The 14,200-nt window shown below is 58.4% G+C and carries 14 protein-coding genes; 9 read left to right on the plus strand and 5 right to left on the minus strand.

Annotation, left to right across the window (positions count from 1 at the left end):
- Window positions 1-127 precede the first annotated feature (127 nt).
- The 5 genes from ACR0EL_RS18715 to ACR0EL_RS18735 all read left to right on the plus strand — a co-directional run bounded on the left by ACR0EL_RS18715 (window position 128) and on the right by ACR0EL_RS18735 (window position 6,691).
- Window positions 128-1,321 (plus strand): aminotransferase-like domain-containing protein, encoded by a 1,194-nt coding sequence (locus ACR0EL_RS18715; RefSeq protein WP_480501556.1) that lies wholly within the window; start codon window positions 128-130, stop codon window positions 1,319-1,321.
- Window positions 1,322-1,365: 44 nt separating this feature from the next.
- Window positions 1,366-1,761, plus strand: coding sequence for a hypothetical protein (locus ACR0EL_RS18720; protein ID WP_480501557.1), 396 nt, complete (start codon window positions 1,366-1,368; stop codon window positions 1,759-1,761).
- Window positions 1,762-1,901: 140 nt separating this feature from the next.
- Complete coding sequence (locus ACR0EL_RS18725; RefSeq protein ID WP_480501558.1) at window positions 1,902-5,357, plus strand: chromosome segregation SMC family protein; 3,456 nt, start codon at window positions 1,902-1,904, stop codon at window positions 5,355-5,357.
- 54 nt (window positions 5,358-5,411) lie between these two features.
- Window positions 5,412-5,762 (plus strand): hypothetical protein, encoded by a 351-nt coding sequence (locus tag ACR0EL_RS18730; protein WP_480501559.1) that lies wholly within the window; start codon window positions 5,412-5,414, stop codon window positions 5,760-5,762.
- 131 nt (window positions 5,763-5,893) lie between these two features.
- Window positions 5,894-6,691, plus strand: a complete 798-nt coding sequence (locus ACR0EL_RS18735; RefSeq protein ID WP_480501560.1) for a class II glutamine amidotransferase — start codon at window positions 5,894-5,896, stop codon at window positions 6,689-6,691.
- A gap of 10 nt (window positions 6,692-6,701) precedes the next feature.
- On the opposite strand, the gene ACR0EL_RS18740 is transcribed toward ACR0EL_RS18735, so the two are convergent.
- Genes ACR0EL_RS18740 through ACR0EL_RS18750 form a run of 3 tightly spaced genes read right to left on the minus strand, consistent with a single transcriptional unit; the run spans window position 6,702 to window position 9,752 of the window.
- A complete protein-coding gene (locus ACR0EL_RS18740; protein ID WP_480501561.1) occupies window positions 6,702-7,865 on the minus strand; it encodes a lytic murein transglycosylase in 1,164 nt (387 codons plus the stop codon).
- A gap of 10 nt (window positions 7,866-7,875) precedes the next feature.
- Window positions 7,876-8,796, minus strand: coding sequence for an adenosylcobinamide-phosphate synthase CbiB (gene cbiB, locus ACR0EL_RS18745; RefSeq protein WP_480501562.1), 921 nt, complete (start codon window positions 8,794-8,796; stop codon window positions 7,876-7,878).
- A complete protein-coding gene (locus ACR0EL_RS18750; protein ID WP_480501563.1) occupies window positions 8,793-9,752 on the minus strand; it encodes a threonine-phosphate decarboxylase in 960 nt (319 codons plus the stop codon). Before ACR0EL_RS18750 ends, cbiB begins: the two co-directional genes overlap by 4 nt.
- A gap of 183 nt (window positions 9,753-9,935) precedes the next feature.
- Between ACR0EL_RS18750 and ACR0EL_RS18755 the strand changes: the two genes are divergently transcribed.
- Window positions 9,936-10,298 carry a response regulator transcription factor gene (locus tag ACR0EL_RS18755; protein WP_353013332.1) on the plus strand — a complete coding sequence of 121 codons (363 nt, stop codon included), beginning with the start codon at window positions 9,936-9,938 and terminating at the stop codon, window positions 10,296-10,298.
- Here ACR0EL_RS18755 and ACR0EL_RS18760 read toward each other — a convergent pair.
- The gene (locus ACR0EL_RS18760; protein ID WP_480501564.1) at window positions 10,280-11,269 is read right to left on the minus strand and encodes a glutathione S-transferase family protein; all 990 of its coding nucleotides are present in this window, start codon (window positions 11,267-11,269) and stop codon (window positions 10,280-10,282) included. The genes ACR0EL_RS18755 and ACR0EL_RS18760 overlap by 19 nt on opposite strands.
- 215 nt (window positions 11,270-11,484) lie before the next feature.
- Here ACR0EL_RS18760 and ACR0EL_RS18765 point away from each other — a divergent pair, with 215 nt between their 5' ends.
- Window positions 11,485-11,838: a hypothetical protein gene (locus ACR0EL_RS18765; protein WP_170531387.1), complete on the plus strand. Its 354-nt coding sequence runs from the start codon at window positions 11,485-11,487 to the stop codon at window positions 11,836-11,838.
- 80 nt (window positions 11,839-11,918) lie between these two features.
- Here ACR0EL_RS18765 and ACR0EL_RS18770 read toward each other — a convergent pair whose 3' ends face one another.
- Window positions 11,919-13,091, minus strand: coding sequence for a MalY/PatB family protein (locus ACR0EL_RS18770; protein WP_480501565.1), 1,173 nt, complete (start codon window positions 13,089-13,091; stop codon window positions 11,919-11,921).
- A gap of 97 nt (window positions 13,092-13,188) precedes the next feature.
- Between ACR0EL_RS18770 and def (ACR0EL_RS18775) the strand changes: the two genes are divergently transcribed.
- Together def (ACR0EL_RS18775) and def (ACR0EL_RS18780) are read left to right on the plus strand one after the other, a co-directional pair.
- A complete protein-coding gene (gene def, locus ACR0EL_RS18775; protein ID WP_480501566.1) occupies window positions 13,189-13,707 on the plus strand; it encodes a peptide deformylase in 519 nt (172 codons plus the stop codon).
- The gene (gene def, locus ACR0EL_RS18780) at window positions 13,704-14,198 is read left to right on the plus strand and encodes a peptide deformylase (RefSeq protein WP_353013340.1); all 495 of its coding nucleotides are present in this window, start codon (window positions 13,704-13,706) and stop codon (window positions 14,196-14,198) included. Before def (ACR0EL_RS18775) ends, def (ACR0EL_RS18780) begins: the two co-directional genes overlap by 4 nt.
- The last annotated feature ends 2 nt before the right edge of the window (window positions 14,199-14,200 follow it).

Here is a 14,200-nt window from a genome sequence, read left to right on the forward strand (position 1 = left end):
AAGACAATTGACCACGATTGGTGGCGGCGTTCAAGCCGATCACGGTGTTTGAAACAATAGGTCAGTATTATTGACTTAGAAGGTGAAGTGCCTAGTCTGCGCGCTGGGGCAGAGGAGGCCCGGATAGATGGATCAGCTATACGCCACCCGCACATCAAGGATGAAAGCATCCGAAATCCGTGAGTTGCTGAAGCTGCTGGGCCAACCGGGCATTATTTCTTTTGCGGGGGGCATTCCAGATCCGGACCTGTTTCCGGGGGACGCATTTGCAGAGGCGTTCCAGAACGCTCTCGGGCGTGAGAAGCAGGCGCAGGCGCTGCAATATTCGGTCAGCGAAGGGTATGCCCCGTTGCGTGAATGGCTGGCGGATCATATGCGCGGGATCGGTGTGGAGTGTGATGTTGACAACATCCTGATCACCTCTGGTTCGCAGCAAGCGCTGGATTATCTGGGCAAGCTGTTCCTGTCTCCTGGTGATACGGCGTTGGTTGGCTGGCCGACCTATCTGGGAGCGATTAACGCCTTTGACGCCTATGAACCACGTTTTGACCGGCTTGACCCTCAAGGCAATCGCGGCGCGGTGGAATATCGGGATGCTGCCGGCGATGGGGCCGTGAAGTTCGCCTATCTGTCGCCCGACTTTTCAAACCCGACGGGGGAAACCGTTGATCTGCGCGGCCGCGAGGCGTTGCTTGATCAGGCAGAGGAGCTTGATTGTGCGATCATCGAGGACGGGGCCTATCAAGCGTTGCGCTATGACGGGGAGGCCATACCGTCAATCCTGGCGCTGGAGCTTGCGCGCAAAGGAACGATTGAAGCGTGCCGCACGATTTACTGCGGCAGTTTCTCAAAAACACTATCACCGGGGCTGCGTATGGGTTGGGTCGTCGCGGCCAAACCGATCATTTCTCAGATGGTGCTGTTGAAACAAGCCGCCGATCTGCACTCGGCAACCATCAACCAGATGGCGGTGCACCATGTGGCTGAGACCTGTTTCGACACGCATATCCCCAAGGTCCGTGCGGCCTATCAGGCACGCCGCGACGCGATGCTGGCGGCGCTGGAACAGCATATGCCAGATGGTGTTCAGTGGACCCGGCCCGAAGGTGGTATGTTCGTTTGGCTGACTTTGCCGTCAGATATCGATGGCGCCACATTGTTAGAGAGAGCATTGGAGACGGAGAAGGTCGCTTTTGTTCCCGGGCGGGCCTTTTTTCCTGACGGAAGCGGTGCCAATACGATCCGGCTGAGTTTTTCGAATTCCGACGAAGACACGATCCGTGAGGGTATTCGCCGCTTGGGTGTCGTGCTGCGCGCTTGAGTGCGGAAAGGTTCTGTTAACCAATACTCTGCAATCCTACGGGCATGATCCGGTATGTTACCCCTTTGCTGCTGGCGGCCTGTTCGGCTGGCACGCCTCATTTCCGCGATCTGCCTGCGACGCGCATATCAGTCAATGGCAGCGTGTTCGATGTGCGTGTGCGCGGGGAACTGGCCGAAGCGGTCCGCCTGAACGCTCAATATGCGCCTCGGTTGGGACCAATCCGGGATCGGGCTGCCCTTGCCATGGCGCAGGTGTCTGGTTGTCCTATTTTGGATGTGCTGGGCGATGCCGCTGTCACGGTTGGAGTGCTGGGCTGTGACCGTGAGGCAGGTGAGCGTTTGCTGCTGACTGCAATCTCACGCCCCAACTACGAATGTGTAAATTACGGCGCATCCAGTGGCTATGCCTACGAATTGTTCGAGTGCACGCCTTATTGAAACACGGGTTTCACCTCGTATTTTGGCAAGATATTGTGGATAACTTGCCGCAATATGCCATATCCTGCGCATTCACGTTGACACCTCTGTGATCCGTTGCGCAGACTTCTTATCCATAGGAATCATCCAAAGAGCAGCCATTGCGCTTTAGCAAACTCAAACTGACCGGCTTCAAAAGCTTCGTTGACCCGACCGATTTGATTATCGCGGACGGGTTGACTGGTGTGGTGGGTCCGAATGGCTGTGGCAAGTCCAACCTTCTGGAAGCCTTGCGCTGGGTGATGGGCGAAAACCGCCCCAAATCCATGCGCGGCGGCGCGATGGAAGATGTGATCTTTGCCGGGGCCGCCACGCGGCCTGCACGCAATTTTGCCGAGGTTGTTCTGACCATGGACAATTCGGAACGCCTCGCGCCGTCGGGTTTCAATGAAAGCGACCAGCTTGAGATTGTGCGCCGCATCACCCGCGATGTAGGCAGCGCCTACAAGACCAATGGGAAAGATGTACGAGCGCGCGATGTACAGATGCTATTTGCGGATGCCTCAACTGGTGCGCATTCGCCAGCGCTGGTGGGGCAGAACCGCATTGCCGAACTGATCAACGCGAAACCTCGGGCGCGCCGTCGTATCCTGGAAGAGGCGGCCGGGATCTCGGGCCTCTATCAACGTCGTCACGAGGCCGAGCTGAAGCTGAAAGGCACCGAGGCCAACCTGACCCGCGTCGATGATGTGCTGGAACAGCTGGGCGGCCAATTGGCGCAGCTGGCCCGTCAAGCTCGGCAGGCAGCACGCTATCGCGAGATCGGAGAGTTGCTGCGTCAGGCCGAAGGCATGCTGTTGTATCGCCGCTGGAAAGAGGCTGACATGGCCCGTCAGCAGGCCGAAGAAAAGCTGCGCGAGCGGATCACCGAAGCCTCTCGCGCCGAAGCGGCGGCCCGAGAGGCCGGAGTAAGGCGGGCCCAGATCGAAGACACGTTGCCGCCCTTGCGAGAAGAGGAAGCTATCGCAGCCGCGGTGTTGCAACGCCAACAGGTTCAGCGCGATCAGCTGTCCGATCAGGAAACGCGCGCGCGTCAAACGATTGAGACGCTGACCAACCGGATCAAGCAGTTGGGCAATGATATCGAACGCGAATCCGGTCTGAATCGCGACGCGGGCGAGATGATCGAGCGGCTGGAATGGGAGGCCCGCGAGCTTTCCAAAGCCGCCGAAGGTTACGATGACAAAGTGTCTCAAGCTGCTGAGGTTGCCCGCGAAGCTGCCGCCGTTTTGCAACAGCGCGAAGATCACTTGTCGCAGGAAACCGAAGATATGGCCCGGCTGGTGGCCCGTCACCAATCAGCGCAGCGTTTGGTCGAGGACAGCCGGAAAACCTTGGCCCGTTCGGAAGGCGAAGAGGAAAAAGCCCGCGCTGCAGTGGACGATGCGAAGCAGGCCCTGACCCGGGCTAGCGACGCCTTCGCAACGGCGCAGGTCGGTGAGGAAGAGGCCCGCGTGGCGGCGGATGCGGCTGAACAGGCGCTGACGGCGGCGGATGAGAAACGCGCAGACACCCAGGCGCGCGAGGCCGAAGCGCGGGCACAGCGGTCCGAGGCCGAAGGCGAATTGGGTGCAATCCGCGCTGAAACCATGGCGCTGGCCAAGCTGGTCGAACGCGACACGGCTGAGGGCGGTCAAGTGTTGGATCTACTGCGGGTGGCACCGGGTTATGAGAAAGCTCTGGGCGCTGCGCTGGCCGACGATTTGCGTGCGCCACTGGTCGAAGGCGATGGACCATCCGGCTGGGTTCCGATGGCGGGGTACGATAGTGACCAGCCACTGCCCGGCGGGGCAGAACCCTTGGCCTTGCATATCAACGGCCCGGATCGCTTGAGCCGACGGATCACGCAGATCGGGCTGGTGGATGCGGATCAGGGCGCGCGTTTGCAGGCCCAGTTGAAACCCGGCCAGCGATTGGTTTCTCGGTCGGGCGATCTGTGGCGTTGGGACGGGTTCCGCGCCTGGGCTGAGGATGCTCCAAGCGCGGCGGCCTTGCGGTTGGAACAGCTTAACAAGCTGGAAGCGCTTAAGCAGGAGCTTGCGCGGATCGAAGCACGAGCCGATGGCGCGCGTGCGGCACATGAGGCCCTGTCAAAACAACTTGCAGAGGTGACCGAAGCCGACCGCCGTGCGCGCGAGGCGCGCCGGGCAGCCGATCAGCTTATGGCCGAAACCGCCCGACAGCTCAGCCGGGCAGAGGCAGACCGCAACCTGGCGCAAGGCAAGCTTGAGACTCTTACACTGGCTGTGGATCGCCATAAAGAGGACGCCATGGCCGCTCGCGCGCAACTGCGCGAGGCCGAAGGCGCCCTGACTGGGTTGGGTAATCTTGATAGCGCGCGGGCGCAGGTTGAAGACATCAAACAGACGGTCGAGGCGGCGCGGATTACCATGCTGACTCATCGTTCGTCCCATGATGAACTTCGCCGCGAAGGCGACGCCCGGACGCGGCGCTCGCAGGAGGTCACCAAGGACCTTAGCGGATGGCGGCATCGTCTGGAAACGGCCGAGAAACGCATTTCCGAACTGGCTGAGCGCAAGGAAAGCTCTGAGCTAGAACTGAGTGAGGCTACCGCCGCGCCGAGTGAAATCGCCGAGGCGCGCGAAGAACTGAATACACTGATCGAAACCGCCGAGGCGCGACGGGCCGAAGCTGCCGACAAACTGGCCGCAGCCGAGACCCAACAGCGCGAAGTTGTCATGGCCGAGCGTGAGGCGGAGCGACTGGCCTCGGAAGCGCGCGAAAGCCGTGCGGCAGCCGAGGCGCGCTGTGACGCGGCCAAGGAGAGCGTTGTTGCCGCAGCGGAGCGGATTGCGGAGGATCAGCAACTCACCCCAAATCAGTTGCTGAACCAGTTGGACGTGAACCCCGACCAGATGCCCGCAGCCGACGCGCTTGAGGCCGAAGTGAACCGCCACAAACGCCAGCGCGACGCGATGGGGGCGGTGAACCTGCGGGCAGAAGAAGACAGCAAGGAGGTTCAGGAAGAGTTCGACACGCTGAACTCGGAAAAGGCCGATCTGGAAGAGGCGATCAAGGCGCTGCGCAGTGGTATCGCCAGCCTCAACCGTGAAGGGCGCGAGCGTCTGCTGACCGCGTTTGAACAAGTGAACTCGAACTTCGCCATGCTGTTCAAGCATCTGTTTGGCGGAGGCGAGGCCAACCTGGTCATGGTCGAAAGCGACGATCCGCTGGATGCCGGGCTTGAGATCATGTGCCAGCCGCCGGGCAAGAAGCTGTCGACCCTCAGCCTGCTTTCGGGTGGTGAACAGACCCTGACCGCGACGGCGCTGATCTTTGGTGTCTTCCTTGCCAACCCCGCGCCGATCTGCGTGCTGGACGAGGTCGACGCGCCGCTGGACGATGCCAACGTCACCCGTTTCTGCGACCTGCTGGACGAGATGTGCCGCCAGACCGATACACGCTTCCTGATCATCACCCACCACGCGGTGACCATGGCCCGGATGGACCGTCTGTTCGGTGTGACCATGCAGGAACAGGGCGTCAGCCAGTTGGTCTCGGTCGATCTGAAGAAGGCCGAGCAGATGGTCGCGTAGACCCCTCACCGGATCGTTACGATCATGTCGAGATTATCGCGCTAACTTTGGCCTATGAAACGCATTCTGATCCCCGCCCTTATCGCTGCCAGCCCGATCTTTGCCGCTGATTGGCCCATCAAATCTGGTGACATTCCTTTGTCCTCTGGCGAATTGGACGCTTTGGCAGGCCAAACACTGACATTCTATGACGACGGTCAGGCCAGATTTTCGGCAGGTGGGGCGTATTCCTACACCTATTCCAGCGGCGATGCGGCCTTTGGGACATATACCATTGCTGAAGATGGCAGCGTCTGTATCGTTTATCGCAACGGGTTTGACCGTTGTGACCTGTATGTGCGCAATGGCGAGCGATTGATCCTGATTGATCAAAAAGGCGATCGATATCCGGTTCGACCGAAGTAATTGACCCACTTTTAACTTCTTGGAAGATCATATGATTGAAGTAAGAGGAAATTCGTAAGGCAAAACCGAAAAAAATCTGCGTAATGCTTTGATAATCTTCCCTCAACTCGAATGGTGAAGAAAGTGATCAGATGTGTCGGTTTTTGGCTTGGGTCGGCAAGCAGCGATATCTTGATGAACTGGTGCTGGAGCAAGAACAATCTCTTGTCATCCAAAGCCGCAATGCACTGATCGGAAAGACGCCGATCAATGCGGATGGCTTTGGCCTTGCTTGGTATTCAGACCGAAAAGTGCCTTGCTTTTACAAAGACACGCACCCGGCCTGGTCGGACGCCAACCTGAAACAGCTGGCGCATCACACACAGTCACGGCTTTTTCTGGCCCATGTACGCGCCTCTACTGGCACAGCCACGTCCCGGAACAACTGCCACCCTTTTGGTGTCGGTCGCTGGAGCTTTATGCATAACGGTCAGGCGGGTGGGCATGATCTGATACGGCAGGAACTGGATGCGATGATTCCGGCGCATCTATACGGGCAGCGGTTTGGGGCTACAGAAAGCGAAGCCATTTTCTTGATCGCGCATGGTGAAGGGCTGGAAACGGATCCGATTGGTGCGATGGCAAGCGCCGTTGCGCGGGTGGAACAGGTATCCAGTCAGCAAAAAGTGTTGCCGTACATGAGGTTCGCTGCATGCTGGTCAGATGGCGAACGCGTTTATGCCGCGCGTTATGCGTCAGACAAATATGCGCCCAGTCTGCACTACCGAACATGTAAGGATGGCATCATCATCTCATCCGAGCCGTTGGATGGAAACAATGAGGGTTGGATCGAAATCCAACCCAATAAGGCGATTGAAACCGAGGGGTCCTTGGTCAGGACACACTCGTTCAGGCCGTTCGAGGCCTTAGATCAGGTCGAGGTTGCCTAAGGCTAGCCTGTTACAGCCGGTTCAGTAGGTCTACGGTTGGCCACGCATCCGCGGGTAGCCCTAACCGCTTTTGTTCAGCCTGTACCGCGGCGCGCGTACCCGCGCCTAGAATGCCGTCGATCTTGCCGACGTCATACCCTTTGGCCTGCAATTTGGTTTGCAGCTGTTTCATCTGCGCGCCCGACAACCCCGCAGGAGGGTTGCCTGCGTCATAGATTTGACCGCCTTCAAGTCGGGTGCCAAAATACGCGGCGGTCAGCACATAGACAAAGCTCTGATTCCATTCGAAATAGACGTCGAAATTCGGATAGGCGAGGAAGGCAGGCCCTTTGTGCCCCTGCGGCAGGATCAGCGAGGCGGGCAGGTTGGCCAGCGACCCAGTGCGCGCCTGAACGCCCATCGCCTGCCAATCCGCGACCGAACGTGGTTTGCCAGGGCCAGACAAAGACCACTCCATCTGAGCAGGCACAGTCACTTCTTGCAGCCAGGGCTGGCCCGGTTGCCACCCCAGATGTGACAGCATCTTGCCACCGGACACCAACGCATCGGGGGCCGATGTTTTTAGGGAAACCTTGCCATCGCCATCGCCGTCGACGCCATTGTCCAGAATGTCTTGCGGCAGCATTTGCACCATGCCGATTTCACCTGCCCAGGCCCCGGTGGTGCGGGTTGGGTCGAAATTGCCTTGGCTGAATAGCTCGATTGCCGCAAAAACTTGTGGCCGGAACAAATCGGGGCGACGACAATCATGGGCCAGGGTGACCAGCGCGTTGCGGGTGTTGAAATCACCCTGAACCGCGCCGTAGTCGGTCTCGAATGCCCAGAAAGCCAGCAAAACGCCCCGTGAAACGCCGTAGTCACGCTCGATCTGGTCAAACACCGTGTCATACTTGCGGGACATGGATTGCCCCCGGTCGATCCGGTTTTGCGAAATCAGCCGGCGTGAGAAATCTATGAAAGGTTTCTGAAACACCCCCTGAGCCCGGTCAGCGCGTAGCACTGCTGGGTCCTGCTGGACGCCTTGAAAGAAGGCATTCACCGTGGCCTGATCAAAGCCCTTTTGTGCCGCTTCGGATTTCAACCCGTTTACGAACTGGTTGAAACCGCCGCCGCATTGAGCAAAAGCAGGTGCCGCAAACAGGGCGGCAGCGAACAGAGAGGGCAACAAACGCATCGGATATCCTTCAGAAAATAAATGTGATCCCAACCCACACCGACAGAAGGCCGAGTGCAAGCCCCCAGACCCGCCATAGCACCCTACATGCGCGGAAAATCTCCTCCGCTCCGATCTCACGCTCGGCGTTTCCATTCACCCAAGCCAGCTCGCGGAGCTGTCCGTCATAGCTGCGCGGCCCGGCCAATGCGATGTTCAGCGCCCGCGCCATTGCGGCCTCAGGCCATCCCGCATTGGGTGAGATATGGCGACGCGCATCTGCGATAATCTCAGCCCAGCGGGACCATTGGCCGGAAAGCGCGACGATCATCAGACAGGTCAGCCGTGCCGGGATCAGGTTCAGCAGATCGTCGAACCGGGCCGAGGCCCATCCGAATGCGCGATGCCGTTCAGTGCGGTAGCCGATCATGCTGTCGGCGGTGTTGACGACCTTGTAGATCAACAACCCAGGCAATCCGCCAATCAAGAACCAGAAGGCAGGGGCGATGACCCCGTCACTCAGGTTTTCTGCCGCGCTTTCGATGGCCGAGCGGGCGATTTGAGCCTCTGTCATATCCGTCGTGTCGCGGGATACGATCATGGCGACCTTGGCTCGACCTGCCTCCACTGACTGTTGAAGCCCGTTACCTACGGCTCGCACATGCGAAACAAGTGAGTTCTGGGCCAGAAGGATGGCGCAGATGACCCCTTCGGCAACCGGGCCAAGTAAGGCCAGCGCCCAGCCCAACAGGCCAGCTAGGCCGATCAGTAGGATCAAAGCACCTACGCCCTTCAAGCGTTGGTATGGCTCTTGGTTCAGGGTCTTATCAAGCGTGCCAACCGCTTTCCCCATGATCACCGCAGGGTGACGCACGCGGGACCAGAGCCAATCGGGTTCGCCCAGTGCCGCGTCCAGCAGCATGGCGCAAGCCAGCACAAAGGCCGTGCTCATAACGCGTTTTCCAGCCGGCTCCACCCGTCTGATGGGGGCAGTCCAAGGCGCAGATAGGTGTCGGAATAGGGGAAGATGCGGCTCCAGATGTGTGCGCTGGCCAGACGGTCCCGCCAACCTCGTGCGTTGTCGACCTTATACAGCCGAAACAGCCTGGTGCCGCCGACCAGCTGCGCGCCGCTGTCCAGTAGCAAAGTGTCCAGACGATCGGCGTTGGTTGCCAGTTTCGCGCGCGTCTCTTCGGCCCAGTTCCTGTCTTGCAAAGCGGCGGTTCCCGTTCGCAATGCGGGGCCGGAAACGGCCCAAGGACCGGTTAGGTCGTTTAGTTTAGAAATAACGTCAGGCTGACCAATCGCAAAGCCCAGCCGCAGCCCAGCCAGGCCCCAGAATTTGCCAAAGCTCTTTAGGGCGACGACACCTGGGCGGGCGGATAACCGGATCAGAGACGCCTCTGGGCTCACGTCGCAGAAGCTTTCATCAATCACGGTCAAGGGCGCATTGGCATCCTCTTCGCGCCAGAGGCGTCCGTCTGGGTTGTTCGGGTGCACCAGAACGCGCGCATCGGCCGACCCGTCTTCCTGGACCTGCCAGCCTTGCGCGGCAAAGGCAGCAGCATGCTCGTTATAGGTAGGCGTCGTGATTTGCACCCGCCCAAAGGGCGCAAGCGCGGGTAGGCGTGCAATCACAGCGGATGCACCGGGGGCAGGCAGTATGTGTGCAGTTTCAGGCACATTCCAAAAGCTCCGCGCTGCCTCACAGAGCCGTTCAAAAGCGCCATGATCGGGCAATTGGGCCCAATCTTCGGCATGGAAGGCTGGCAGGTCATATGGGTGTGGGTTGATACCGGTCGACAGGTCTATCCAATCACTGCGGGTGCCGCCATAGTGCTTGATCGCCTGATCCAGCCCGCCGCCATGGTCGCGTTCGGCGCGCGGATTCAATATGTTTTCAGTCATCGCGCCTTAAGCCTCAAACGCCAAATTCGCCTTGCTTCAAGCGGATTTTTGCCGTTTTGACAAGCAAATCCGCGTGATCAGCGCACGTAGCTGGCGTCGTTAACACTTTGTTAAGGAAATAACGGGATCACAGACCACGGGGGTCGGCACCACTCACCATACCAAGTGCCGAGGTTGTTGCAAATGAAAGTTCTGATTGTTGAGAGTAACCCCGACCTTGGTCGGGTCTGGAAAAGGCATCTTGAAAGACAAGGTGCAGATGTTGAACTGGTCACAGGGCAAGAGGCAGCGATCCTCGCGCTCTATGGTACGGCGTTTGACATTATCGTGCTGGATCTGGTGCTGGAGAGCGGCAGTGCGTTGGCTGTGGCTGACTTTGCCAGCTATCGCCGCCCCGAGGCGCGGGTGATCTTTGTCACCAACACAACGTTCTTCTCAGACGGTTCGATCTTTGCCCATAGCCCCAATGCCTGTGCTTATGTGCAAAGTGGCACGCCGCCAGAGGATCTGGCGGCGATGGTGGAACATTACGCAGCAGGTCGCTGATCTCGGCCATGCGGTTCCATGTAGTCCAGCACCGGGTTCACCGGGATGATCCGGTGCGGATTGATGCTGTCGTGGCTATAGTGATAGTGCCGTACGATGTGGTTCATATTCACCGTCTGTGCGACTCCGGGCCATTGGTATAGCTCGCGGGTATAGGCCCAAAGATTCGGGTAATCGACCAGCCGGCGCTTGTTGCACTTGAAATGCAAGTGATAGACTGGATCGAACCGTATCAGGGTTGTGAATAAGCGCCAGTCCGCCTCGGTCACGCGATCCCCCATCAAATAGCGATTTCGGCTCAGGCGCTCTTCGAGCCAATCCAGTGTGTCGAACAACGGACCTACGGCGGCATCGTAAGCCTCTTGTGAGGTTGCAAAACCGGATTTGTAGACGCCATTGTTGATGTCGGAATAGATGCGAGCGTTGACCTCTTCGATCTGATCGCGCATCTCTTCGGGCCAATAATCATCTGTGTTGCCGGTGATCCCGTCGAAAGCGGCGTTGAACATGCGGATGATTTCCGAGCTTTCGTTCGACACGATTGTCTCTTGTTGTTTGTCCCAAAGGATCGGCACGGTAACGCGACCGGAATAGGCGGGATCGGCCTTGCTATAGATCTGATGGGCGAATTCGAGGCCATAGAGGTCATCACCCGTTGCGCCGTGATTGTCCGTTTCGAACGTCCAACCTTTGTCCAGCATGTCCGGATGCACGACTGAGACGGGGATCAGATCACGCAGCCCTTTGAGTTCGCGGAAGATCAATGTGCGATGGGCCCAAGGGCAGGCGTAAGAGACATAGAGATGATACCGACCTGGTTCCGCCGTGAATCCGGCCCTACCCGATGGTCCAGCGCTGCCATCAGCCGTTAGCCAGTTGCGAAATTGCGCGGCGCTGCGTTTGAACGCCCCGCCGGTGGACTTAGTATCGTACCAAGTATCGTGCCATGTCCCATCGACTAGCAAACCCATTGGTCATCCTCCGCATTTTGAGTCTGCAGCAAAGATAGGAGGGCAGGGATAGCCACGCCACATCAGCCTATGCGCATCTGGCCTGCGCCTTTGCACAGTCATGCTTGCGATGGCTGCGCAATATTTTGCCACCCGGTCTGGTGTATGTGACGAAGTTCACTGGATTTTTACGCTCGCATGCCCACAATAATAGATACAAGAGGGGGAATAGTTTGATGAGTACTTATGTTTCCAAGGAGATTCGCGCCGAATTAGACGCCGCACGAATCGCCGCCCTTAAAAAATCCAGCCGTTTGCGGGTTGAGATGGGCGACAATACCTACAAAATTCTGAAATTGTGGAAAGACGGTTTTACGGTCGAGGCCGCGACAACGCCACGCCTGCGTGGGTTGGTCGATATCTATGACGGGGCGAACCATTTGTACCAATGCCTGATCATCGCGGATGAGGATGAAGGCGGTGAGATGCGGTACGAGTTCAAACGCAGCACAGCGGCGCATGATAAGGCACCGCTGGATTTCTACCGTGCGCCGGACGCGCCAATTGCGTTGTTGGGGCACGAGGACTAAGGCCTTAAGACTGGATCAAAGCCGGGTGCTCCGAAAGGAAGTTCGCCCGGCTTTGTCTTTCTCACGCAAAAGCGGATCGCTTACTGCAAATCCGAGAAGGCCTGTTTCAACCGTGCACAGGCGTCCTCGATCCGCGCGCGTTGGGTGCCCAAATTGAAGCGCAAGAAGTTTTCGCCACCCGAGCCGAAAGTGGTGCCATGATTGACTGCGATTTTTGCGGTCTGTTCGATACGGTTAGTGAATTCGGCACGCTCCATCCCGGTTCCCGAGAAATCGACCCAGGCAAGGTATGTGGCTTCCAGCGGCATCGACCTGAGGCCAGGGATGTTAGCGATGGCGGTATCGAATACTTGGCGGTTCGCGTCGATATACGCGACCTGATCATCCACCCATGCGGCACCTTCTGCCGAATAGGCGGCCGCTGTTGCAAATTGGCCGACCGAGTTCGGGGCGAGTGACAAGGCAGCCATGCGTTTGGCGAATTTGCCGCGCAATTCGGGGTCGGGGATGATCACTTGACCGGTGTGCAGCCCGGCGATGTTGAACGTCTTTGATGGCGCAGTCAGCATCAGCAGGCGGTCGGTAATCTCAGGGGCTGCGTTTTGCATCGGGATGTGAGTGTGACCCGGAAAGACCAGATCGTGGTGGATTTCGTCCGACAGGATCAACAGGTCATGGCGCTTGGCAAAATCGGCAACGGCTTGCAGTTCGTCCTGGCTCCAGACGCGCCCACCGGGATTATGCGGCGAGCACAGGATGACCATCTTCTCGCTTCCGGTCATCTGTTCATCGTAGACTTCGAAATCCATCTCATACCGTCCATCGGTATCGCGCATCTCGCATTCAACAACTTCGCGCCCAGCATTCCGGATGACTTTGGCAAAAGCGTGATAGACCGGGGTGAACAATACGATCCCGTCACCCGGTCTGGTAAAGGTGTCGAGGCACATGCCAACCCCATTGACCAGACCGGTGGTTGTAAAGATCGCATCTGCATCAACAACCCAGTCGTGACGCGTGCGCATCCACCAGCGGATGGCGTCCTTGTAGGGCTGGTCCAGGTTTACGTAGCCAAAAACGCCATGGTCCAATAGCTCGCGCATCTTGTTCAGCACAGGTGGCGGCGCGCGGAAATCAGTATCGGCGACCCACATTGCAAGGCCGTCATCGGCTGGCACGCCGTAGGCCGGCTCCATCATGTCCCACTTGGCGCAATGGGTGCCGTGGCGGTTGATGAGGTCGTCAAAGCTCATGGGTGTCTCCTGTATGATCGTTTCGCAAGCTATCCGGAATTGCAGCATGCGCAAGGGGGGCGTTGCGGCGACGCGCGCGATGTCCTAAATCAGCCCCATGAAACGCACTATTTTGATCCATCCTGATCCCCGTTTGAAAAAGGTCTGCGCGCCTGTGGCTGACCTGACGGATGATTTGCGCAAGCTGGCTGATGATATGCTGGAGACGATGTATGACGCGCCCGGTGTTGGCTTGGCTGCGCCGCAGATTGGTGTACTGGATAGGTTGATCGTATTGGACTGCGTCAAGGAAGAGGGCGAGTCGCCACGTCCGTTGGTCATGTTCAACCCCGAGGTCATTGCCGCCTCCGATGAGACCAATGTCTATGAAGAGGGCTGCCTGTCGATCCCCGAACAATATGCTGAGGTGACGCGCCCCAAGGTTGTGGACGTCGCCTGGATGGATCAGAACGGCAACCTGCAGCAAGAGACGTTCGATGGGCTTTGGGCCACCTGCGTGCAGCATGAGATTGATCATCTGGATGGCAAGCTGTTCATCGACTACCTGAAGCCACTGAAACGGCAGATGATCACGCGCAAGATGCAGAAGCTGAAACGCGAAAAGGCGCGGGCATGAGCGTTCGGACTTGCCTGCCCTGGCCCGACAAGCGCCTGCGCACCAAGGCCGAGGACGTCGCCGAGATCACGGATGAAATCCGCGCCATCTGGGCCGACATGATCGATACGATGGAGGCGATGCCAGGCGTTGGCCTTGCTGCAACCCAGATCGGCGTGATGCTACGCTTGGCGGTTGTTGACGGCTCGACCGAGCGGGGCCGGGCGGTGCGTCTGGCGAACCCGGAAATCCTGCATAGTTCAATCGAGATGCGTGAGCATGATGAGGCCAGTCCCAACCTGCCGGGTGTATCCGCCAAGGTGAAACGCCCACGTGCTGTAACGGTCAAGTTCCTGAACGAAAACGGCATGATCGACCGCCGTGATTTCGTGGGGATCGAAGCCACCAGCGTGCAGCACCAGATCGACCATCTGAACGGCAAGATGTATTTCGACCGGCTCAGCAAGGTCAAACGTGACATGCTGCTGCGCAAAGCCAGGAAACAGGGGTAACG

The organism is Ruegeria sp. AH12 (assembly GCF_056541465.1).